Below are 21,376 nucleotides of genomic sequence, written 5' to 3' on the forward strand. Positions count from 1 at the left end.
ACGCGCCGCCGTTAGTTTGCCCGCATTGGATCGACTGATCCTCTCGCTGCATTTCCCCGCGCCGGGCATGTAACGCGCTAACAGCGCGAGCGAGAGGGACAGGAGACGGATGTGCATCGCCCTCGTAGCTCATCCGTTTTTGCGGCCGCCACGCCAGACCCATGGGTCACGAGGCGGAAAAGACAGGCCAGCCTAGCTCGTTGCTCGGCTCCCCGCTGCCGGAGCGAGAGCAGGCTGGCCTCGTTTGCTTCTGATCGCCAGAGCGCCCAAAAAAAAATGAGCGCGCGGGATTTTCCCCAGGTCTTGCGGTCCGGCGCTTGCTCATCGCCCAGCCTGCGCCCTAGAAAATCCTAGGCGCAAATTGGGCGGATGCCGTGATTCTCACCATTGCCATCATGGTGACTTTGACGATCGCGATCGCCGCGCGTGTGCTCGCGCCGCGGCTGTCGGAGGAGCGTGTCTACTTCGCCCGCAGTCCCGACCGCCCCGCCGCCTTCGGCTACAAGATGGCCTGGCTTGCCGTCCGCAGCCGCGACACGGCCGCCGTTGTCGAGGCGCTTGGTCTCGTCGATCCGCAGCCCTGCAATTGGCGCTCCGGCATCGGCACCGTCTACGACAACCGCCTCGGCAATGACCACATCTTCGTGTCGCCGCCGGTCAACGGCTGGACCTTCGTCGTCGGCTTGGCGCTGCCCTACCCCGTCGGCCGGACCTTCATCGACAAGTGCACGCCTCTTCTCGATCGGCTCGGCAGCCGCTTCGTCGAGGTTCAGTATTTCTTCGCCTATCCGCCGATCGACCTGTTCGCCTGGGCGCGCCTGCTCGAAGGGCGCGTCGTCCGCGCGTTCGCGATTACCGACACCGGCATCGTCTGGAACAAGGGCCGCACGACGAAGGAAGAACGCGCGCTCGGCCTCAAGCTGTTCGACTTCCGCGGCGTGCGGGGCAGGAAAGGCGACGCCGGCGGCGAAATCATCCTCTACCCGACCGAGGAGCACGTTCTCCATCTCGCGGAGCGGTGGAGCCTCGACCCGACGGAACTCGAAGACGTCGATCTGGCGGGCGACGGCTTGGGCTACATCGCCCTCGCGCCGTCGTCCTGGCGCGCGGAGCGCCTGCGCAAAGCCGGTTGATCTCGCAAGGGCGGCAGCTGTGGTTATGCCGCTTGCCGTTCGCTGCCCTCATGTGACGCAGTCCGGGCGGCAATCTCGGGCAATGCGAGAACGTCCGCACTGCGCGCCGTCCAACCCGTCCCGCACCGCCGCTGAGGCGCGATCGGCGCACGCGCGGGCGAATAGCGTTTGAGCACGCGCGGCGTCGGCTTCGGGATCGGCTTGCCGGCCGTCGCGGTCCGGCGCCTCCGCCGTCCTTTGAGCGAGCAGCGCACATTTTGCATTGCCACCGAGCGCAGGCGTGCAGCAAGCGCGAACGTCCTGAGCGTGGCCGCGAAATCCATCACGGGAGCAAGCGCGACGGGCACCACCAGCGCGGCGCGCGCCGCCGCAATCCGGGGAATGAAGAGCGAGGGCAGGTCGCCTGCCGAGGCCGGAGCGGCCACAAACGCCTGCGCGCCCTGGAATGCGGCTCGCACCCACTCAATCAGCCTTGCCAGAACCCCAGGCTTTTGCGCCCCGATAGGCATCGCGATCTCCAAGCCGTCCACGGACGGATCTCGGATGAGCATTACATCGTGAGGTTAATCAAAACCTAAGTGTTGCTTCAAATTGAGCGTGTTACGTCCGTCAGATGACTATTTGTAAGAGAAAGCAACCTCAAGCTGCGGATTGCCGTGCGATCTCAGCCATCTGGTTGGCGATCATATGATCGAGGAAGCCGTCGAACGGCACGGTGAAGGCTGTGAGACCCTTCGGGTCGGTGCTCCACGCCTCGAGCTTTTCCGCAAAGCTGGCCGGCAGGTCGGCCGTTCCCTCCAGCGCCACGACGCTGGCGTTGAAGGCGGCGTCCGTCATCGGGAGGAACGGAATGGTCATCGCCTCGAGATGCCCGTCCGCATGGCGGCGCGGCGCGTGCGTGACGGCCGCGCAGACGATATTCCGGTCGCCGTCGAACGAAGCGATGGCGCCAATCAGCAGCCGCGACCCCTCGAAGCCCTCAGGCGCACGATAAGTCCAGCTCTGTCCGGCAGCAAATTGCATGGCACGACCCCAAGGAAACTAGAAGCGGCTCAGGTGTTTGAGCGAGCGATTGAGCCAAAGTCCGCGCGGCTCTACCCCCCCATCGGGGCAGCTTTCGGGCAATGTTTGCCCCGGAGCTCACACGCTGCCTCAACGCGCCGCGCGAGCTCGTTGTTTCTCAACGCGTTCAGCCTCAACGTCACACCGGGGCAAAAAAGTCGCTAAAACGCACGCTAGCGGCCGGTTCCGCGGAGGCGATCTTCGCGCCCCTCCATCGCATCCATGGGGAGGGAAGCGTGGCCCGCATGGCAGGCCCCCGCCGAGGTGATCCCCGTCCGGCGATCGAGCACGAGAGACGTGCAGGCCGCCGCCACGACCGTGGAAGCGACGGTCTCCGCGTCCGCCATGCGCACCAGCTGTTGCTGCGGCTGGCCGCGTGCGGCCTTGTCGATACCGGCTGCCGGTCCACCCGCGAGCACGACGTCGGCGACGAAGCTCCAGAACCCGATGAAGTGCCAGAAGACAGCCCCGACGACGAAGCCGGCCACGCTCCAGCCCAGGCCTCCGATTCCATCCAGCATGCCGGCGAGGGATCCGGCGCGGCGGCGCTCAGCTCCGCTGTAGGCCGCCACGAGTTTCATGATGCCGCGCGCGCGACCTTTGCCCGCGGCGGGGACCGCTGACGGGATCATGAGGGGCGTGAGGTCGCGTTCGTTCGCACTTCTCGGCATGCATCCTGCCAGCATAGCGATGACAAACGCAGAACGACTCAAAGTCTGCGGGCAGGACGCTTTGGCGGCAAGCTGCATTGCGGCAACGGCTGGACGTGGAAATGGTTATCCACAAGCCCCAGCGCGCAATCAACGTGTGCGCGATCGCAACGGCTTAGCGGACGGGCGGAACATGCATCCGCGAGCTGCGGCAAAGCTGACGCTGGTCTTCGTTCGGCCCGCACGAGCGCGGCGTGCCCGTCTTCGAAAAGCAGATGCGAACTTCGCGAAAACGCGTGCCGGGGCCGCGACAAGCGACGCCGAACATGTCCGGCCGAAGATCGGGATTGGCCTGCACGAACGCACGCACGACATCGGCAGGGCTCACGTACAGCTCTTCGGGCGGATTGCGAAATTGCTCCGGGATCGTCACGCTTTCGAAGATCCGCCGCGCCGTCTGATAATAGCCTTCGGGCGTGAGACCGGAGCATACGCCGTGCTTGCGGTATTCGTGGATAATGAGGCGCCTGCTCGGCATGATATCGAACATGTCGTCGATGATATTTTGCGACACGTAGGGCCGGGTGCGGGTCGGGCAGTCCTCTGGATAGCCGCGCTCGTACTGCGGCCACAGCCCGTGCAGGATGAAAGCGTAGCGCCGGCCGCCGCGCGGCGCGCATTGGGTCTCATCATCGCGGCCTTCGGGAGACTCGCAATGCGTCGGGCTCCAGGAAAGCACGAGCGAGTAGTAGTCGAAGTCTCCGGCCTCGTTGTTGCGTGCGTGAGATGCCGTCCCGGCGGGACGCGGCGCATTGCCGGTCCGCTCAGTTGGCGCGGACGGCGATTGCGGAGACGGCTGCGGCGACCCGCCGCCCCGCTCGAAATACATCAGCACGAGCGCAACGACGATCAGCACCCCAATGGCTGGCCACGAAAGATTGGGCGGCGTCCGCATCGTCACGCCGCCTGTCGCGCCAGCGCGTCGAGAATGCGCACCCAACTCCGTGCGCCCTTCTTGAAGCTCTTTAGGTTGTATTTCTCATTCGGCGAATGGATCTTGTCGTCCTCGACGCCGAAGCCGATCAGCAGGCTGTCCATGCCGAGCGCGGCCTTGAACGACGTGACGATCGGAATGGACGCTCCGCATCCCATCAGCACCGGCTTCACGCCCCACTCAGCGCCGAGCGCGGCCGCGGCCGCCTGCATCGCGGGTGACGTGGTGTCGAAACCGATGGCGGCGCTGCCATGTCCGCCGATGAACTCGGCTTCGCAATCGACCGGCAGGTTATCCGTCACGAATTCACGGAGGGACGCCAGCACGTGCTCCGGGTCCTGCCCAGGCACCAAGCGGCACGTGATCTTTACGGACGCCTCGGCCGGAATGACGGTCTTCGATCCCGCGCCTTGATAGCCGCCCGTGATGCCGTTGAATTCGAGCGTCGGCCGCGACCACAATTGCTCGATCAGCGACCGCGACGCTTCGCCGGCCGGCTGCGAGAGCCCGACCGGCTCGAGGAGATGTTTGGCTTCGAGCCCCAGCGCCTGCCACTGCTTGAGCTGCGCCCGGGTCGGCACAATGACGCCGTCGTAGAAGCCTGGGATGGCAACGCGCCCCTTGGCGTCGTGCATCCGCCCGATGACGCTGGCGAGCGCGCGGATCGGGTTCATCGCCGGCCCGCCGTAGAGCCCCGAATGCAAGTCCCGCGAGGGGCCCTTGACGATCACTTCGATGCCCGCGAGCCCGCGCAGCATGGTCGTGATGGCGGGCGTATCCTTGTCCCACTGCCCGGTATCGCAGACCAGCACGAGATCGGCCGTGATTTCCTTGCCGCTCTTCTTGAGGAACGCCGGCAGCGAAGCCGAGCCGCATTCCTCCTCGCCCTCGATCATCACCGAAACCGCGATCGGCAGTTCTCCGGCGACTTCCTTCCAGGCGCGCACCGCCTCGAAGAACGTCATCAGCTGACCCTTGTTGTCCTCCGCGCCGCGCGCAACGATGATCTTGCCGTTGATCTTGTCGGTCGCGATGCGCGGCTCGAACGGCGGCTTCGTCCACAGATCGAGCGGATCCGGCGGCTGCACGTCGTAGTGTCCGTAGAACAGAACATGCGGCGTGCCTTTCGCGACCTTGTCGCGATCGTGCCCGACGACGATCGGATGGCCCGATGTCGCCCGCACCGAAGCGTTGATGCCGATGTCCTGAAGTTGCTTGGCGCACCAATCGGCCGCCTCGCGGCAACTGCCCTTGTACGCCGGATCGGTCGAGATGCTTTCGATCCTCAACAGCTCGAACAACCGCGCCAGGCCCGCATCGAAATTGCGGTCGAGCCGTTCGAGAACCTTCGGCACATGATCGGTCATGGGAACCCTGTCGGAAGCCGGTCGGCGATGAGGCGTCAACGGGAGTGTTGGCTGATAACCGGGCCTATGCCACAGTTCCCCGCCGGCAACAATCCGGCATCGTGCACGACAATCAAGGCAAGGCAGGAGACTTCATGGCATTGGGCCACCCATCCCGCGAAGCGACCCCGAAGTGGGTTTACTATTTCGCGGCGGGAGACTCCGAAGGCCGCGCGGACATGTCAGACCTGCTCGGCGGCAAGGGCGCCAATCTGGCGGAGATGGCCAACCTCGGGCTGCCCGTCCCACCGGGATTTACCATCACCACCGAAGTCTGCGGGCTCTACTACCGAAATCAGCGCAGCCTGCCCGAAGGCCTCGTGCCCCAGGTCGAGCGGGCCCTGGAGCGTGTCGGCAAGGAGACGGGCTTCTCCTTCGGCAATGAGGAAAACCCGCTGCTGGTCGCCGTCCGCTCGGGCGGACGCGCCTCGATGCCCGGCATGATGGACACGATCCTCAATCTCGGCCTCAACGACCGCACCGTGCAGGGCCTGGCCCGCAATTCGAACGACGAGCGCTTCGCATACGACAGCTATCGCCGCTTTATCCAGATGTACGGCGACGTCGTGCTCGGCGTGGATCACGCGGTGTTCGAGGACATTCTCGACAATTTCAAGAACCTGAACGGCTTCTCGTTCGATACGGAACTCGGCGCCGGCGAATGGCGTGAAGTCATCGCGGCCTATAAAGGCGCCATCGAAGACTCCGGCAGCGCGCCCTTTCCGCAAGACACCAACGAGCAACTGTGGGGCGCGATCGGCGCCGTCTTCGGCTCGTGGCAAAACAACCGCGCCGTCACCTATCGCCGTCTGCACGCCATTCCGGAGTCCTGGGGCACAGCCGTCAACGTGCAGGCCATGGTGTTCGGCAATATGGGCAACACGTCCGCCACCGGAGTGGCCTTCACGCGCAATCCCTCGACGGGCGCCAACGAGATCTACGGCGAATACCTGATCAACGCGCAGGGCGAAGACGTCGTCTCCGGCATCCGCACGCCGCACACTCTGACGATCAAGGCCCGCGAAGAGGCCGAAGATCCCAATCCGTCCCTCGAAGACGAGCTGCCGGGCGCATTCCACGAGTTGAAGCTGATTTTCGGCGCTCTCGAGAGCCGCTACCGCGACATGCAGGACATCGAGTTCACAATCCAGAACGGCAAGGTCTGGATGCTGCAGACACGCTCGGGCAAGCGCACCGCGGAAGCGGCCGTGAAGATCGCCGTCGACCTTGCCGCCGAAGGCGTCATACGGCGCGACGAAGCGGTCCTTCGCGTCGATCCCTCGAGCTTTACGCAGCTGCTGCATCCGACCATCGATCCGTCCGCCGAGATGGAGCTGCTGACCTCCGGCCTGCCCGCGTCTCCCGGCGCCGCCTCCGGCGAGATCGTCTTTTCGTCTGACGAAGCCGAGAGGCAAAAGCAACAAGGCCGCGCCGTCATCCTCGTGCGCACGGAGACGAGCCCAGAGGACATCCACGGCATGCATGCCGCGGCCGGCATTCTCACGGCGCGCGGCGGCATGACGAGCCACGCCGCCGTCGTGGCGCGCGGCATGGGTGTGCCGTGCGTGTCCGGCGCGGGCGCCATCCGCATCAACGAGCAAGCCGCAACGTTGAGCGTAGGCCAACGCGTGCTGAAAGCGGGCGACATCGTCACCATCGACGGCGCGACCGGACGTGTCTACGTCGGCGAGGTGCCCATGCGCCAGCCGCAGCTCTCCGGTGACTTCGCGAGTCTCATCGCCTGGGCGGACGCGGCCGGAGGTCTGTCCGTGCGCGCCAACGCCGACACGCCGAAGGACGCCCGCCAGGCCCGCGCCTTCGGCGCCCAGGGCATCGGCCTCTGCCGTACGGAGCACATGTTCTTCGACGCCGAGCGCATCCTGACCATGCGCGAGATGATATGCGCGACGAACGAGGCCGGCCGCAAATCCGCGCTCGCCCGCATTCTTCCAGTCCAGCGCGCCGACTTCGTCGAGCTGTTCGAAATCATGGGAGAGCTCCCAGTCACCATTCGCCTGCTCGATCCGCCTCTGCACGAATTTCTGCCGCGCCAGGAGCGCGAGCTGGAAGCCGTCGCCGCCCAGCTCAAGATGCCGATCGACAAGCTCAAGGCCCGCGTCGACGAACTATCCGAATTCAATCCGATGCTCGGCCTGCGCGGCTCCCGCCTCGCCATCCGCTATCCGGAAATCACGGAGATGCAGGCCCGCGCCATTTTCGAAGCCGCCATCGAGGCCGGCAAGCGCCAGGGCGTGACAGTCGAGCCGGAGATCATGATCCCCCTCGTCGCCTACCGGCGCGAGTACGATATCCTGGCGGGCGTCATTCGCAACACGGCAGACACGATTGAAAAAGAGGCCGGCGTCCGCCTTGCTTACAAGCTCGGCACCATGATCGAGCTGCCGCGCGCCTGTCTCCGTGCGGGCGATCTCGCTGACGGCGAGGACGGAGCGGACTTCTTCTCGTTCGGCACCAACGATTTGACGCAGACCGCCCTCGGCCTCAGCCGCGACGACGCCGCGCCGATCCTCTCCGCCTATGCCACGCAGGGCATCTATGACGCCGATCCCTTCGCGTCCATCGATCAGCAGGGCGTGGGCGAGTTGGTCCGCATCGGCGTGGAGCGGGGCCGCGAGAAGAAGCCCACGCTCAAGATCGGCATCTGCGGCGAGCACGGCGGCGACCCGGACTCGATCGCGTTCTTCCACTCGGCAGGCTTCGATTATGTTTCATGCTCGCCGTTTCGTGTGCCGGTTGCGAGGCTCGCGGCAGCGCAAGCCGCCATCCGCGCGAAACTCGACGCGTAACGCGATGCGCGCCGCAGACCGAAGCGTCTTCGGTCTGGCGGCGCGTGATCCGATATCGGCAAAGGAATTAAACGAGGTCGCGATTCTCGATGCGGTCGAGCTCGTCGAGGCTCGGACGGCGAGGGCGCACGCCCACCTTCTTCGGCATCAGCGCGAGCCAGAGGATCAGCGGCGGGAAAAGGAAGCACCACGCCATCCAGAACGAGTAGTCGCGGTTCTTCCAGCCCGCGACAAAGCCAGCCAGAGCGGCCGCGATGATGGCAGCCAAGCCCCAAATGACGATCACCGCCGGCATCATGGTCGTGTTCTCCCGCTCACTTCGGTGCGAAGCCTTCGCGACACATGGGCAAAAACTGCGGCGAAATCAAGTATGCAGACCCGCCAAAGCGATCTGATGACGCGCGCGGTTAATGCTTTCAACCTGCGTGTGGTGTGAAATCCAAACCGAGATCGAGAATAGGCGCCGAATGTGTCAGTGCGCCGATGGAAATGAGATCGACGCCACTCTCGGCAATCGCGCGCACGGTTTCGAGTGAAACGCCACCCGACGCTTCCGTGATCGCACGCCGATCCACCAGGGCTACGGCCTCGCGGAGCATCGGTGGCTCCATGTTGTCCAGCAGCACCGCATCGATCGGATGCTGCAATGCCTCGGCAAGCTCTTCGAGGCTCGTCACCTCGATCTCGATCTTGACCATGTGTCCCGCATGCGCACGTGCCGCCGAAAGTGCAGCCTCGATCCCACCCGCCGCAACGATGTGATTGTCCTTGATGAGGATCGCGTCATAGAGACCGGAGCGATGGTTCTGCCCGCCGCCGCAGCGTACGGCGTACTTCTCGAACGCCCTCAGCCCGGGCGTCGTCTTGCGTGTGTCGGCGATGCGCGCGCCGGTCCCTTCGACAAGATCGACGTAACGGCGCGTGAGCGTCGCGATCCCGCTCATGTGGGAGAGGAAGTTGAGCGCCACGCGCTCGCCCGTCAGCAACGCGTGCGCCGGACCCGAAACGCGCGCGGCGACATCGCCTGCGGCAACGCTCGCGCCGTCCGCCACCAGCGGCTCGAAGACAACCGACGCATCGAGCGCGTGAAACGCAGCCTCCGCGACGGCCAGCCCGGCGATCACGCCCGGACACCGCGCGCCGAACGTCGCCGCCGACATCGTGCCGCGAGGCACCGTTGCATCCGTGGTGAGGTCGCCACGCACGCCGAGATCTTCGGCCAGCGCCTGCTCGACAGCGCGCGCGATCAGCAAACGTGGAAGCGCGAAATCGGTCGTGCTCACAGACAAAGCTCCGCGACAGCAGCAGCGGCGCTGCTCGCCCGGATGCTGCGTGCTCCAATCGCGCGAATGTCCGCGAGCGTCACGAAGCTGCGCCGCGCGAGCGCCGTCACGGGGTCCGGAAAATCCGAGCGGAAATGCGCGCCGCGGCTTTCTTTGCGGGCGAGTGCCGAGCCTGCGATCACTTCGCCCGCGAGCGCCATGTTGGCGACGAGCATGTCGTCGCCGGCTTCCGCCGCGATCTCGCGCAGCACGGCGAGCGCCTTTTCCAGTCCGGGCCCCGAGCGCACGACGCCAACATGCTCGCTCATGGTCCGCCGCAGCAACGCGATGAGCTGCACGCGGCGGGCATCGTCGCGCGGCCGGTCGGACGCAGCGCGATACGTCTTGGCAATCGGGTGCGCGATCGCCGGCGAGACGATGCGGCGGATATCGTCGGCCACACGGGCGCCGAGCACGGTCGCTTCGAGCAGCGAGTTCGACGCCAGCCGGTTGGCGCCGTGCAGCCCCGTCGAGGCAACCTCGCCCACGGCCCACAAGCCTTCAAGCGACGTGCGGCCGGCAAGGTCCGTCGCCACGCCGCCCATGTGATAGTGCGCGGCCGGAGCAACCGGAATGAGCTGCGTGACCGGATCGATCCCGGCAGCCATGCAATGGCCGTAGACGGTCGGGAACGACGTCGGGAAATGCGCGCCGATCGAATCCCGGCAATCGAGAAAGGCGCCGCGGCCGGCCGCGATCTCGGCAAACACCCCGCGCGCGACCACATCGCGCTGCGCCAGATCGCCGGCCGGATCGAGCCGGTCCATGAACCGCTCGCCGTTCGCGTTGACCAGCTTCGCGCCCTCGCCGCGCAGCGCTTCGGACGCAAGCGGCGCCGGATCGACATGCGCGTCGATGGCGGTGGGGTGAAACTGGACGAATTCGGCGTCCGCGATGACCGCGCCGGCGCGCGCCGCGAAGGCGATCGCTTCGCCCCGCGCATAGATCGGATTGGTGGTGACCGAATAGAGAGCGCCTGCCCCGCCCGTGGCGACCACAACTGCGCTCGACGGCATGAAATCGAACGTGCCGATGCCGTCCGCCTCAGTCCGCACGAGGCGAACGCCCGTAACCCGGCCGCCGTCGCCCGTGCCCGCGTCAAGAATGAGATCGGTCGCCTCATAGCCTTCGAGAATGCGGATCGAGGGCGCGGCACGCGCGGCGGCGATGAGCGCATGCATGATCGCGGCCCCGGCGCGGTCGCCGGACACGCGAACGACGCGGGCCCGCGAATGCGCAGCCTCTCGCGACAATGCAAAATGCCCCGCCAGATCGCGGTCGAACGGAACGCCATAGCGCAACAAGTCGGTAATGCGCGCCGGCGCTTCGCTGGCGACGACGGCGGCCACGTGCGCGTCGACGATCCCGCCGCCCGCGGCAATGGTGTCGGCGGCATGGCTTTCCGGCGTATCGCCGTCGCCGACCGCGGCGGCAATGCCGCCCTGCGCCCAGACACTCGAAGCACCCTGGCCGAGCGGAGCCGCCGCCACCACCGTCACCGGCAGCGGCGCGAGCCTGAGGGCCGTGAACAGGCCAGCCAGCCCCGCCCCGATGACGACGATATCGCCACGGTCGAGCGGATGGCCAGGGTCGGCAAATCCCTGCGGCAGGCTGCGGATGCGATCGAAGTCCATGGCGGACCTCCAACAAAGCTTCCGAAAAATGCGGGCTTCCGAGAAAGTCCGGCGAAAGCGCGGGCTTGATGGCCCGCGCCGCTGTTGTCGTTAGGCCGAGGCTTCGACCATCCGCTCCACCGCACGCCGCGCGCGGGCGGCAATGGCCGGATCGACGGTCACCTCGTAACGCATGTGAAGCAGGGCCTCGTAGATCTTCTCGAGGCTGATGCGCTTCATGTGCGGGCACAGGTTGCAGGGACGCACGAACTCGACGTCCGGCGTCTCGGCAGCCACGTTCGAGGCCATCGAGCATTCGGTGACGAGCACCACTTTCGCCGGGCGCTTGGTCTTGACCCAGTCGATCATGGCCGCCGTCGAGCCCGTGAAGTCGGCCGCATTAATCACGTCCGGCGGGCACTCGGGATGCGCGATGATCTTGAGGCCGGGCTCGGCCGCGCGCATCGCTTCCATCTCTTCGCCCGTGAAGCGCTCGTGCACTTCGCAAGCACCATTCCAGGCGATGATCTCAACCTTGGTTTTCGTCTGCACGTACTTGGCGAGGTACTGATCCGGGATCAGCAGCACGCGCGGCGCACCGAGGCTTTCGACGATCTTCACCGCATTCGAAGACGTGCAGGTGATATCACACTCGGCCTTCACGGCTGCGCTGGTGTTGACGTAGGTGACGACCGGCACGCCGGGATACGCCTCGCGCAATGCACGCACGTCTTCCGGCGTGATGGACGACGCGAGCGAACACCCGGCCAGCGGATCCGGGATCAGCACCGTCTTGTCGGGATTGAGCAGCTTCGACGTTTCCGCCATGAAGTGCACGCCGGCCTGCACGATGACGTCCGCCTCCGTGCGCGCCGCTTCCTTGGCGAGCTGCAGGCTGTCGCCGCGGATGTCACCCACGCAATGGAAGATCTCGGGCGTCATGTAGTTGTGCGCCAGGATGACGGCGTTGCGGCGCACCTTGAGATCGTTAATCGCCTTGATGAGCGGCGCGTACTGCACCCACTCCATCGGCGTCACGACGTGTTTGACGCGTTCGTACAGCGGCTCCAGCTCGCGCTTGAGCGCGGGCGTAAAGGCCAACGGAGGCGATACGGAATTCGAGCGCGCGCGGGGAGCCGCGCACGTCGGGTTCCCCGCGACACCCGTTTTGTCCGCCGGAGCACCCGACGGACCCGCGGAGCTGACAGTCGAATGGGCCAAATCAAGCGCCATTTTGACCTCCAAGTTGATCATATACTCACGTCGAGCATATGAGAGACCTGAAAAATACCGGCCAACTTAGCCAGTACTCCATACGCCCCTCGAAACCCGAAGGTTCCGCCTTTATGCTCGTTTAGAGCATAGAACGTCAAAAACAAATTTAATGGACCGAAGGCCGTTTTGCTAGGCCATTGCACGAAAAAATTGCATGGCCCTACTGACAGTAAGCCTACGCACTCAACTTCGGATTGCCTTGACGCGCACGCCCGGAGCCGGCCGCTCGAGCACCACTTCGCGGCGGAAGCGGAATAGTTTGGCGGGCCGGCCGCCCGTCTGCGTTTTCACGTCGCCGGTTGGCTCCACGAGGCCAGCGCTCTCCACCAGGCGGCGGAAATTCTGCTTGTGGAGGTGCGGACCGAGGATCGCCTCGACGGTCTTCTGCAGCTCGAACAAGGTGAAGTCGTCCGGCATCAGTTCGAAGATCACCGGGCGATACTTGATCTTGGCGCGCACGCGGCCGATGGCGGTCGCGAGAATGCGGCGATGATCGAACTGCATGGGCACGCCGAGACGCGGCACGGAGCCCGTCCAGATCGAAGACGCCTCGCGCCCGTCGCGGCACGCTTCGTCGACGAGGCCCGCTTCGTAGAGCAGCTCGAAGCGATCGAGAACTTTCTCTTCGTCCCACGTGCCGCCGTCGAGGCCGAAACAGATCCGTATGCGATCTTCGCGCGGCACGGGCCGAACGGGCGCGGAACGAAGGGCCGGACGCTGCGCCCAATCCCTGAGACGCGGCTCGATCTCCGTCACGAGGATTTCGGGCCGGCCCTTGCGCCAGTCCTCCCACGGGAAATACTGATACCAGCTTCGCCACGTGCCGTGCTGCAGGTCGCGGGCGTGACCGGTTTCGGTCAGCGCCAGATATCCGATCGAGACCACATGCAGCGATTGATCGCCGGGCTCCGCGTGCCGTCCGCGATCGCCGAAGGTATAGAGCTGTTCGACATAGCCGAGACCGAGACCGGTCTGCTCGGCGACCCACGAGCGCAGCCCGCTTTCGAGCGTACGATGCGCGACGGGCGAGAATGGTCCGAACGGCAAGGTATCGCCCTGGCCGTTCGCGCCATCCGCGTCACTGCGGATCACGAGCACGACGGGCTCGTCGTCGATCACCGCGACGATGGCCGCGTTGAGACCGATCTCGACACCAGCCGCCTCGCTGCGCGCGGCGGGATCGTCGCTGTCGTCTGCTTCGAGTTCCTCAGTCCGGAACCGTCGCTTGATGTTCGCTTCAGGGATCATGGCACCAGCTCCTAAACTGCCGCTACCTGCCGATCGTGGCGATTTTCCGGACTAAGAAAAAGCAAGATATTCTTCGCGCGGGAGGGAATAAAATCAGAGCGCAGGCACGGCCTTGCGTGCGCGCCTTAAGCAGAACGCTTGAGGGTGCCGAAACGTTCGAGAAATAGGCGCTGAGAGTCCAGAGCCGGCATCGCGACAAGATTAAGTAAGCGTTGCGAGAGCATTGAACTGAGTGGCGGCGGCGCACCAAAAAATTCAAGCGCTTCGTCCCTCGCGAAGCCCGCGAGGCCCGTCGCTTCATAAAATGCCGCGATTCGATCTGCCCCTTTGATGCCCGCCGTGACGTCGTCCGGCAGCTCCGGCGGCAATCCAAAACGGCGATAGATCGCATCGAGCAGACGCAGCTCGAATGCCTTGTAGTCGAGCCCGATCGCCGTCTTGAACGGGCTAATGAGATCGCCGATCACATACTCCGCAGCGTCGTGCAACAACGTCGCGAGACGCCAGTCCGCCTGCCACTCCGGGTTGAGTTCGGCCGCGATTTCCTCGACCAGCACGACATGCTGCGCAACCGAGAGCGCATGCGAGCCGAGCGTCTGTCCGTTCCAGCGGGCCACGCGCGCGAGCCCGTGCGCGATGTCTTCGATCTCGACATCGGCCGGATCGGGATCGAGCAGGTTGAGGCGCCGCCCGGAGAGCATCCGTTGCCAGGCACGCGGCTTTGCGGTGTGAGGAGGCAGCGTACTCATGGCCGCCTCACGACGTCGGCACGACAAACGCGCGCTGCAGCTTGGCGCACGCCGCGTGCCGCGGGCAACTTGTCAGGTGATCGTTCACCATGCCCGTCGATTGCATGAACGCATAGACGGTCGTCGGGCCGACGAACCGGAACCCCTCGCGCTTGAGCGCTTTCGACAGCCGCGTCGACGCCTCCGTCGAAGGCGGCACGTCACGGAATGTGGCCCGGCTGACGGGCGACGGCTTGCCGCCCGATTCCTGCCAGAGAAACGACGCCAGCGACTGCCGTTGCGTGAGTTTGAGAAACGCCTTGGCGTTGTCGATCGTCGCTTCGATCTTGAGCCGGTTGCGCACGATGCCTGCGTCAGCCATCAGGCGCGCGATATCCTTCTCGCCGTAGCGGGCGATGCGCGCCGCGTCGAAATCGTGGAAGGCGCTGCGGAACGCCTCCCGCTTCTTCAGGATGGTGATCCAGGATAGCCCCGCCTGGAAACCTTCGAGCACCAGCTTCTCGAACAGCCGCCGGTCATCAGCGTGCGGCACGCCCCATTCTTCATCGTGATAGGTGGCATAGACCGGATCGTCGATTCCGGCCCAGGGACAACGCTGCGCGGCGGATGTCTCAGGCGGTTTCATGCCGAAGCCTTGATGGCGAAAGTCGCGAACGCCGGCACCGTGACAGTGAGCGGCAAGCCCGCCACCGTGACCGGCATACCGTCCCGCTGCGCTTCAGCGACGCGGTCGATGCGCACGAGCGCCAGCCCGCGCGCGCCATCGACAGAACCGAGGCGGCCGATCTCGGCCTCCCCGATCGTGACCGGCAGCGGCCCGGACGGAAGCGCCTCTTCGGCGGACACCTCGACAATGCGTTTGCGCACGTTTGTGCGGTGCTGCATGCGCGACACCACTTCCTGGCCCACGAAGCATCCCTTCGTGAAGGACAAGCCATGCAACTGATCCATCAGCGCCTCGTGCGGAAACGTGTCGCCGAAGACGAAGTCCTTGCCGCCTTCGGGAACGCCGAGCCCGATCCGATGCGCATGGTAGGTTTCTGCCGAGGCTGGAGCGCCAAGGTTTGCGATGCTCTCCGCCGCGCCCGGCACGAGCACGCGGACACCGAGCCCCGGCAACCTTGGATCGACGAAGGCGATCGCACCCTCCGGCTCGACCACCGGCACTTCGGCGTCACCGCCGAACGCCACCGCAACCACGTACTCATCCGACACATCGCGAATGGCGGCGTCGGCGCGCAGTTTGTACATCGACAGCCGCTTGACGAGATCGCCCGCCTTGTCGCTGGCGGTCTCGAGCAGATAACCGTCGCCGGCTCGCACGACGAAGAAGTCGAACAGGATCTTGCCTTGAGGTGACAGCAGCCCTGCATGGAGGGCCGGAGCCGTATCCAGCAAAGCCATCTCGTTTGTGATGAGCCCGCCAAGCAGTTTTTCCGCGTCGGCGCCTGCAACCGACACCACACCGCGATCCGGCAGGATCGAAACTTGGCTCATCGTCTTCGCCTCACGCGCTCCACGCTTCGAATTGGGGGGCAGCGGGCGCTCAGCGGCGCCGGCTGCCACTGGCGGCGCGCTTCTTAGCCGGTTCTTTTTCCACCGCGCGCGGCGTCTCGCTGGCGGCCGGCGCCGCGCGCGGGGCAGGCGTCTTGGCCGCAGCACCGGCCTTGAGCGGCACCGGCTTCTGGCATGCCCATTCCGCGACCGCATCGATGTCGTAGAAGCGGCAGGACTCCATCAGCATCCGCGCTTCGGTCCACATGTCGCCGTCCACCATCGGCATGAACAGGTCGTGCACGTTGTCGACGCCTAGGTAGGTGCGCACGCCCGCCTCGCGCAGCTTCACGAACGGCGCGATGGAGTTGTGCAGCGGCGCCGTCATCGGCAGCTGCTTCATGCTGAGCGCGGCCGACGGGCAGATGATGATGCCCATGTCCGCTTCGCGCACCTTCTCGATGATGCGATCCTGCTCGCGATCCTCTTTTGCCGAAAGCGAGATGGCGTGCACGCCGAACACGCGGCCCTGCATCCCGTGCTCGATGGTCTTCTCGGCCAGCAGCTCCGTCTCGTTTTCGAGCGGATTGTTCTCCTGGTCGATATGCACGTCCACGGGCTTGCCGAGCTTCTTGGCGAGCGAAAGAATGACGTCGAGATGTTTTTCAGGCTTGGGCCTGTCGCGCGAGGGAAGGCCGCCGCAATAGTCGGCCAGTTCGCACGCCTCGGCATATTGCTGGAACGAGGCCGGGTCGAGCACGCCTTGCAGCGGCTGCACGCCGATCTCGAACCGGATGCGGTCCTTGTAGCGCTTCTTGACTTCGAGCGCCGCCTTGATCGGCAGCAATCCCACCGTGCTGTCGGCGTCCACCATCGTCCGGCAGTACGTCGCGCCCTGCTGGATCATGGCTTCGAGGCCGCGGCTGATGCGCTCCACGAGATCGTCGTGCGTGTAGTTTTCCTTGAGGTAGCGGTAGAGCTCCCACTTCTTCTGCATGTCGACCTGGCTGAGCCGCAGGTTCTCGTGCGTGATCAGGTAGGCCTTGTCGAAATGCGCGTGATGGTTGGCGAGCCCGCCGTGCCGCTCTGCGGCCTGCAGGAAGCGCAGACGCAGGTTCCACGGCTCGCTGTCATCCGCCAGCCGATATCGATAAGTGCCGCGCTCGGCGTCGATGATGATCTGTTCGAGCGTCGCGATGCCGACGTCGGCGTCCGTGATCAGCGGAATGCCGTTCTCGATGGACAGCTTGCGGATCAGGCGTGCGTCCGAGCCTTCGTCGTAGTCCTCATCGCCCGTCAGCACGTTGATGACGAGATCGAACCTGTTGGCCTTGAGGAAGGACAGGATGTTCGGCGAGCGGCTATCGGTGATCTTGTGGATCTCCGTGCTCTTGATGCCGTGTTCGACGAAGAAGCGGTGGGTGCCGGGCGTCGCATAGAGTTCGACGTCGAGCGTGAGGACGCGCCGGATCGCCGGAAGCATCCGCTTTTTGTCTTCGGGACGTCCGGCACTGATCAAGAGGCTTTTGCGGCGCTGGTGTCCGAGGAGCTTCAGGTTGAACGCCAGAAGCTCGAGTGAGATTGCGTTGCTCATTGGTCCTGACCTCGTTGTTCGATAAGCGCTGGCTTGCGCGCGTCTTAACCTCGCGGCGCGCACGAGGTGGTCAGAATCGCACTTTATTGCAGTCGGCAGCAGCGCACCACCGGATAACGCAGCCGTCCACCGCCGCACCGGCCGGAATTCCGGCGCACTTATTCGTCGGCGCGAGCCGTTTTGTCCAGAGCGCTTGAGCCGTCGGCCGGGAATTAGATCCCCTGGTCAGCCGGCTCCGCAGGCGGCGGAACAGCTTCGACCGGCGGCGGCGACGGCGCAGCCTCGGCTGCCGGCGGCGCATCGGCGTTAGCGGCTGGCGGAGCGGCCTGCTGCGGCGCTGCTTGCTGAGGAACGGGAGCCTTGACGTAGTTCGGCGGCCCCACGACCCCGGATTTCGGCAGATGGCGCATCACGTACACAGTCGTGCCCGCGTTCACGAGCCCCGCCAGATGCACGACCTGCTCATTTTGCATTCGGAAGCAGCCGGATGACGAAGCCGACCCGATTGACTTCGGATCGTTCGTTCCGTGGATCCGATAAAGCGTATTGCCGAGATAGATGGCCTTCGCGCCGAGCGGATTACGCACTCCACCGGTCATGCGAACGGGCAACCCGGGCTTGCGCTGGCGCATTTCTGCGGGCGGGATCCAATCGGGCCAGTCGACGATCTTCGAGACGCGCTCGACACCGCTCCAGGCGAAGCCCTGCTTGCCGACAGCGATCGGATAGACGTACGCACTGCTCGACGACAGCGTGTAGTAAAGTCGGCGGCCAGCCGTATCGATAATCACCGTTCCCGGCGAGAAGGCATTCCGGAAGGACGCCGTCTGAGGAGTGCGCGGCGAGATCGAGGGGCGTCCGCCACCCTGTTGCAACTCGGCGCCCGGTTTCATCAGCGCGGGCGAGGCGCCAAGGAATGACGGCCCCTTGCTGCTACGCTCCGGGGCTTCGCCCCAGTTTCCGAATTGGCTGAGGCTCTGCGCCGATACGGGCGACGCGGAGAACACCGCGAAGCCGAGACCCATGGCAACCGCGAAACGCTTGGACAGCAACATATCGACCTCGAGACTCACAAGACTGGGGCGGCCGGAAATGGGGGCCGGGCCGACCTGAACATGGGGGCACTATAGCCATCCTTCCAGCGCCCTGCACCCCTCGACCGGAATGTACTGATACCGAACGGCAAATTTAGATAGCAGATGAGCCGCGTCACGTGGACGCGATCTGCCGGTCCCGCACCGGTCGCGTCACGTTAGGGATAAGTCCCGGACTAGGGATAGGTGCGGAACGTGTGCCAGGTTCCATCCGCGCCGATGGCGATCCGCCACCACGTCCATTTCTTCGCCTTGATCATCGCGCGGGCGTCCGAGACCGGCATGAGGCGATAAAGTTCAACCTCTTCGGCGGGCGTCAGGCTGTCGAGCGGCAGTTCGGCAAGGTAGGGCCACACGTAGACGAGCGTATTCTCCGGATCGCGCCCGATGGCGAGCCGCGCCGGCGGCAGCGCCAGGATGTTCCCGAGCACCGCCAGTACGTCCCGGCCCTGGCCATCGGCCGATTTCGCCTTCCAGTGCGCGATCGGATCCGAACCCGCATCCTTGCCGAAGTCCGGCTTGATCTCGTTCCATTCGATCGCGCCGGTCAGCTCCGCTACATCGCCCGCGTGCACAGCCGCGAGGATTTGCTCGCGCATGTCTTCCACGTTGGGCGGCAGAGCGCCGCGGAATGCGCGTTCCTTCGGTGCCGGCGATTTGGCAGGTTGCGGCGTCTGCGCGGCCGCAGCCTTTTCCCCTTCGGCGGCTCCCGTCGGGAGGGAATGGGAATAGACAAGGCAGAAGCTGGCCAGTACCAATAACGCCACACCGTATCTGTATGTCGCGACGTGCGGATGAGAACGCATCGGGGCCATCTGCCTCTCGGATAGGGGCCTTTGCATCGATCGGCTGCAGCGTCGCCGCATCCCGTTAATCCCGCGCAGGATCAACGTCCGTTCGTGGATCAGAGGTCTCCTTTTGCCTGCATCGACCTGACAAATCCAGGTCCCAGTCGAGGTGAAATGCCGGAAGTCGAATTTGCGCTGTCGCCGCGGTGGCGCGCATGCAGTTGATCCCCAACTTGCTGATCATCCCGGTCGGCATCGTGATCGGGGTGCTCGTCGCAGCCCCCGTCGGCCCCGTCAACGTCCTGTGCATTCAGCGCGCGATCGAGCGCGGCTTCTGGGGCGGTATGGCCGCCGGCATCGGCGCCATGCTGGGCGATGGACTGATCGCGCTTTTCGCAAGCCTGGGCGTCGGCGCCATCTCGGGCGCGATCGAATATCACCGCCAGTCCATCCAGGTCGTCGGCGGCCTCGCGCTGATCGTGTTCGGCGTCAAATTGTATGTCTCGCCCCCCGGGCTTGCCGCCGTGCGCACGGAAGCCGATGGCGCGACCTCGCTGCGCGACTACGCCTGGGACATTCCGAAAACGTTCTTCCTCACCATCACCAATCCGGGCGCGGTGCTTGGGCTCTTTGCGATTTTCGGCGGCATCAGCTCGTTCGTCGAGGTGCACAGCTACGTCGATGCGCTCACCATGGTGGCGTCGATCATGGGCGGAAGTTTCATGTGGTGGCTGGGCCTGTCGCACCTGATCGGCCGCCTGCGCCACAAATTCAGCGCCGCCCACCTCGTCTACACGAACCGGGTGGCGGGCGTTCTGCTGTGCGGCTTCGGTGCGCTGCTGATCGGCGAGGAGCTGTGGAACCGGCTTCCCTGACGGGCGCCGTGAGAGCTCGCCGGCCGCTCTAAGACAGCGCGCCGAATGGTGTGCGCCGTCCCGGATATGCAATGAGGCGGCAGCGACTACTGGACGACACGATCCAGCGTGAACTCGCCGAGATCGATCCGGCGCTCGAGACCGGCCGCAAGCTTCTTGACGGCGTCCTCGCCGTAGAGAGACACGAGATCCGTCAGCGCGGTGAACAAAGCGGCATAAGCCATCTGTTCCGGCGCAACGCCGCTCTCGGTGCCTTCATCCCACGCAGCGAGAATAAGACTCAGCGCACGAAAGCTTAGATCTTCAGACGTATTGGTCTCGAATTGCGTTGCCATCACGGTCCTTCCCCCGGGAAGCGAAAATCACGAACTGAGCCTGGCCACCCCTGACCTTCCGACTCCCCCGCCTTGAAGAGTACACCTAACACGCGCGATCCGCGCGGCCAGACTCTCCGGCAATTCACAGTAAACTAGCCGCTACACCGTGTTTCGGCGGAATGACCAGTTTCAGCGGAATGACCTGCAAACGTAGCGCAACTGCAGCTATCGCGTGTTCTGCACGAGACCGTCGCCGATCTGGATTCCTTCCGCCAGAAATCTCTCGATCGAGGACTGCGCGGTCGGCGTGCACGTGACGTAGGTCCTTCGGTAGCTGCGATATCCCTGGTTGAAGCTTCGCGTCAAACGCGCCCGCCGCAACGCGGTGCCTCCCTCGGTATCGATGAGTTCTTTCATCCGCTCGCGCCAGAGCTGTCCGTCATTGGCGCTGCAAAGCTCGCGCAGATAGTGGACGGCGCCAAGCAGCTCGGCAAGGCGCATGAGCTTGTCGTCATACGGTTTCGAATCTTCGAGTGCCCCCGGAGCCGCAACCGCAACGCCAGCGCCGACGCGGGCATCGAGCCCCACGGCCGCCAGCGCAATCAGCGCCGCTCCGGCCCACTGCTTCAGTCGCGCATCTTTTGTGAAACCGATCACCAACACGTCCCTCCGGCTGACCGGACAATTATCGCAGATTCTGACGCCGCAATGGCGCGCACCGCCGCCCGATCGGCTCCCCACGGCCAAATCGGGGGCTCCGCCCAGCCAAATCGGCCGCCGGAAGTTTACCACGTTCGCGGCCAACGCACCTCGCCCCTCGCCCGTTTCAACGGAAGCCGCTATGGTTTGGCCACGTAGAGACCAGCAGAAATGGTGAACGGGGCGGTTCACATGATGCGGGGATCTACGCCAGAATATGGGGACTAGGGGGCGGAGGCGTTTTCGCCGCCCCTGA

General features: G+C 64.9%; 21 protein-coding genes. 3 read left to right on the forward strand and 18 right to left on the reverse strand.

What is annotated here, in order from left to right; translation table 11 throughout:
* The first annotated feature begins 374 nt into the window (after positions 1-374).
* Positions 375-1,133, forward strand: coding sequence for a hypothetical protein (locus ACTIFK_RS05745; protein WP_439542097.1), 759 nt, complete (start codon positions 375-377; stop codon positions 1,131-1,133).
* A 23-nt stretch (positions 1,134-1,156) separates the two neighbouring features.
* Here the strand turns inward: ACTIFK_RS05745 and ACTIFK_RS05750 are convergent, their stop codons facing one another.
* The 5 genes from ACTIFK_RS05750 to ACTIFK_RS05770 all read right to left on the reverse strand — a co-directional run bounded on the left by ACTIFK_RS05750 (position 1,157) and on the right by ACTIFK_RS05770 (position 5,206).
* The gene (locus ACTIFK_RS05750) at positions 1,157-1,642 is read right to left on the reverse strand and encodes a hypothetical protein (RefSeq protein ID WP_439542098.1); all 486 of its coding nucleotides are present in this window, start codon (positions 1,640-1,642) and stop codon (positions 1,157-1,159) included.
* Between the two features lie 130 nt (positions 1,643-1,772).
* The gene (locus ACTIFK_RS05755) at positions 1,773-2,156 is read right to left on the reverse strand and encodes a hypothetical protein (protein ID WP_439542099.1); all 384 of its coding nucleotides are present in this window, start codon (positions 2,154-2,156) and stop codon (positions 1,773-1,775) included.
* Between the two features lie 212 nt (positions 2,157-2,368).
* Positions 2,369-2,866: a hypothetical protein gene (locus tag ACTIFK_RS05760; protein WP_439542100.1), complete on the reverse strand. Its 498-nt coding sequence runs from the start codon at positions 2,864-2,866 to the stop codon at positions 2,369-2,371.
* Positions 2,867-3,020: 154 nt separating this feature from the next.
* A complete protein-coding gene (locus tag ACTIFK_RS05765) occupies positions 3,021-3,800 on the reverse strand; it encodes a ribonuclease T2 family protein (protein ID WP_439542447.1) in 780 nt (259 codons plus the stop codon).
* Positions 3,801-3,802: 2 nt separating this feature from the next.
* On the reverse strand, positions 3,803-5,206 hold the full coding sequence (locus ACTIFK_RS05770; RefSeq protein WP_439542101.1) for a M20/M25/M40 family metallo-hydrolase: 1,404 nt from the start codon (positions 5,204-5,206) through the stop codon (positions 3,803-3,805).
* Positions 5,207-5,340: 134 nt separating this feature from the next.
* Here ACTIFK_RS05770 and ppdK point away from each other — a divergent pair, with 134 nt between their 5' ends.
* The gene (gene ppdK / locus ACTIFK_RS05775; RefSeq protein WP_439542102.1) at positions 5,341-8,052 is read left to right on the forward strand and encodes a pyruvate, phosphate dikinase; all 2,712 of its coding nucleotides are present in this window, start codon (positions 5,341-5,343) and stop codon (positions 8,050-8,052) included.
* Between the two features lie 67 nt (positions 8,053-8,119).
* Here the strand turns inward: ppdK and ACTIFK_RS05780 are convergent, their stop codons facing one another.
* The 11 genes from ACTIFK_RS05780 to ACTIFK_RS05830 all read right to left on the reverse strand — a co-directional run bounded on the left by ACTIFK_RS05780 (position 8,120) and on the right by ACTIFK_RS05830 (position 19,208).
* Entirely contained in the window at positions 8,120-8,350 is a 231-nt protein-coding gene (locus tag ACTIFK_RS05780) for a hypothetical protein (protein WP_439542103.1), read from the reverse strand.
* 118 nt (positions 8,351-8,468) lie between these two features.
* The gene (gene nadC, locus ACTIFK_RS05785; protein WP_439542104.1) at positions 8,469-9,341 is read right to left on the reverse strand and encodes a carboxylating nicotinate-nucleotide diphosphorylase; all 873 of its coding nucleotides are present in this window, start codon (positions 9,339-9,341) and stop codon (positions 8,469-8,471) included.
* Positions 9,332-11,008, reverse strand: a complete 1,677-nt coding sequence (locus tag ACTIFK_RS05790; protein ID WP_439542105.1) for an L-aspartate oxidase — start codon at positions 11,006-11,008, stop codon at positions 9,332-9,334. The genes nadC and ACTIFK_RS05790 overlap by 10 nt, the downstream gene beginning before the upstream one ends.
* Positions 11,009-11,098: 90 nt before the next feature.
* Positions 11,099-12,220 (reverse strand): quinolinate synthase NadA, encoded by a 1,122-nt coding sequence (gene nadA, locus ACTIFK_RS05795; protein ID WP_439542106.1) that lies wholly within the window; start codon positions 12,218-12,220, stop codon positions 11,099-11,101.
* A 225-nt stretch (positions 12,221-12,445) separates the two neighbouring features.
* The gene (locus ACTIFK_RS05800) at positions 12,446-13,510 is read right to left on the reverse strand and encodes an NUDIX hydrolase (protein WP_439542107.1); all 1,065 of its coding nucleotides are present in this window, start codon (positions 13,508-13,510) and stop codon (positions 12,446-12,448) included.
* 125 nt (positions 13,511-13,635) lie between these two features.
* Positions 13,636-14,259, reverse strand: a complete 624-nt coding sequence (locus tag ACTIFK_RS05805) for an HD domain-containing protein (protein ID WP_439542108.1) — start codon at positions 14,257-14,259, stop codon at positions 13,636-13,638.
* A gap of 7 nt (positions 14,260-14,266) precedes the next feature.
* Positions 14,267-14,884, reverse strand: a complete 618-nt coding sequence (locus tag ACTIFK_RS05810; protein ID WP_439542109.1) for a DNA-3-methyladenine glycosylase I — start codon at positions 14,882-14,884, stop codon at positions 14,267-14,269.
* Positions 14,881-15,756 (reverse strand): CAF17-like 4Fe-4S cluster assembly/insertion protein YgfZ, encoded by an 876-nt coding sequence (gene ygfZ, locus ACTIFK_RS05815; protein ID WP_439542110.1) that lies wholly within the window; start codon positions 15,754-15,756, stop codon positions 14,881-14,883. The genes ACTIFK_RS05810 and ygfZ overlap by 4 nt, the downstream gene beginning before the upstream one ends.
* A 49-nt stretch (positions 15,757-15,805) precedes the next feature.
* Entirely contained in the window at positions 15,806-17,347 is a 1,542-nt protein-coding gene (locus ACTIFK_RS05820) for an amidohydrolase family protein (protein WP_439542111.1), read from the reverse strand.
* Positions 17,348-17,559: 212 nt separating this feature from the next.
* Positions 17,560-18,402, reverse strand: a complete 843-nt coding sequence (locus ACTIFK_RS05825) for a L,D-transpeptidase (protein ID WP_439542112.1) — start codon at positions 18,400-18,402, stop codon at positions 17,560-17,562.
* Between the two features lie 215 nt (positions 18,403-18,617).
* Positions 18,618-19,208, reverse strand: a complete 591-nt coding sequence (locus ACTIFK_RS05830; protein ID WP_439542113.1) for a hypothetical protein — start codon at positions 19,206-19,208, stop codon at positions 18,618-18,620.
* A gap of 236 nt (positions 19,209-19,444) precedes the next feature.
* Here ACTIFK_RS05830 and ACTIFK_RS05835 point away from each other — a divergent pair, with 236 nt between their 5' ends.
* Positions 19,445-20,104 (forward strand): LysE family translocator, encoded by a 660-nt coding sequence (locus ACTIFK_RS05835; protein WP_439542114.1) that lies wholly within the window; start codon positions 19,445-19,447, stop codon positions 20,102-20,104.
* Positions 20,105-20,190: 86 nt separating this feature from the next.
* Here the strand turns inward: ACTIFK_RS05835 and ACTIFK_RS05840 are convergent, their stop codons facing one another.
* Both ACTIFK_RS05840 and ACTIFK_RS05845 read right to left on the reverse strand, forming a co-directional pair.
* Positions 20,191-20,439: a hypothetical protein gene (locus ACTIFK_RS05840; protein ID WP_439542115.1), complete on the reverse strand. Its 249-nt coding sequence runs from the start codon at positions 20,437-20,439 to the stop codon at positions 20,191-20,193.
* Between the two features lie 207 nt (positions 20,440-20,646).
* Positions 20,647-21,078: a TIGR02301 family protein gene (locus ACTIFK_RS05845; RefSeq protein WP_439542116.1), complete on the reverse strand. Its 432-nt coding sequence runs from the start codon at positions 21,076-21,078 to the stop codon at positions 20,647-20,649.
* Between the last annotated feature and the right edge of the window lie 298 nt (positions 21,079-21,376).

It is taken from the genome of Hyphomicrobium sp., from assembly GCF_051860585.1.
Taxonomy (GTDB): domain Bacteria; phylum Pseudomonadota; class Alphaproteobacteria; order Rhizobiales; family Hyphomicrobiaceae; genus Hyphomicrobium_C.

Excerpts from the sequence above, each read along its gene's own strand:
- ACTIFK_RS05820 (WP_439542111.1), bottom strand. The coding sequence starts at position 17,347 with ATGAGCAACGCAATCTCACTCGAGCTTCTGGCGTTCAACCTGAAGCTC.
- ACTIFK_RS05780 (WP_439542103.1), bottom strand. The coding sequence starts at position 8,350 with ATGATGCCGGCGGTGATCGTCATTTGGGGCTTGGCTGCCATCATCGCG.
- ACTIFK_RS05790 (WP_439542105.1), bottom strand. The coding sequence starts at position 11,008 with ATGGACTTCGATCGCATCCGCAGCCTGCCGCAGGGATTTGCCGACCCT.
- nadA (WP_439542106.1), bottom strand. The coding sequence starts at position 12,220 with ATGGCGCTTGATTTGGCCCATTCGACTGTCAGCTCCGCGGGTCCGTCG.
- ACTIFK_RS05825 (WP_439542112.1), bottom strand. The coding sequence starts at position 18,402 with ATGTTGCTGTCCAAGCGTTTCGCGGTTGCCATGGGTCTCGGCTTCGCG.
- ACTIFK_RS05755 (WP_439542099.1), bottom strand. The coding sequence starts at position 2,156 with ATGCAATTTGCTGCCGGACAGAGCTGGACTTATCGTGCGCCTGAGGGC.
- ACTIFK_RS05800 (WP_439542107.1), bottom strand. The coding sequence starts at position 13,510 with ATGATCCCTGAAGCGAACATCAAGCGACGGTTCCGGACTGAGGAACTC.
- ACTIFK_RS05835 (WP_439542114.1), top strand. The coding sequence starts at position 19,445 with ATGCAGTTGATCCCCAACTTGCTGATCATCCCGGTCGGCATCGTGATC.
- ACTIFK_RS05840 (WP_439542115.1), bottom strand. The coding sequence starts at position 20,439 with ATGGCAACGCAATTCGAGACCAATACGTCTGAAGATCTAAGCTTTCGT.
- ACTIFK_RS05770 (WP_439542101.1), bottom strand. The coding sequence starts at position 5,206 with ATGACCGATCATGTGCCGAAGGTTCTCGAACGGCTCGACCGCAATTTC.
- ppdK (WP_439542102.1), top strand. The coding sequence starts at position 5,341 with ATGGCATTGGGCCACCCATCCCGCGAAGCGACCCCGAAGTGGGTTTAC.
- ACTIFK_RS05750 (WP_439542098.1), bottom strand. The coding sequence starts at position 1,642 with ATGCCTATCGGGGCGCAAAAGCCTGGGGTTCTGGCAAGGCTGATTGAG.
- ACTIFK_RS05805 (WP_439542108.1), bottom strand. The coding sequence starts at position 14,259 with ATGAGTACGCTGCCTCCTCACACCGCAAAGCCGCGTGCCTGGCAACGG.
- ACTIFK_RS05810 (WP_439542109.1), bottom strand. The coding sequence starts at position 14,884 with ATGAAACCGCCTGAGACATCCGCCGCGCAGCGTTGTCCCTGGGCCGGA.
- ACTIFK_RS05765 (WP_439542447.1), bottom strand. The coding sequence starts at position 3,800 with ATGCGGACGCCGCCCAATCTTTCGTGGCCAGCCATTGGGGTGCTGATC.
- ygfZ (WP_439542110.1), bottom strand. The coding sequence starts at position 15,756 with ATGAGCCAAGTTTCGATCCTGCCGGATCGCGGTGTGGTGTCGGTTGCA.
- ACTIFK_RS05760 (WP_439542100.1), bottom strand. The coding sequence starts at position 2,866 with ATGCCGAGAAGTGCGAACGAACGCGACCTCACGCCCCTCATGATCCCG.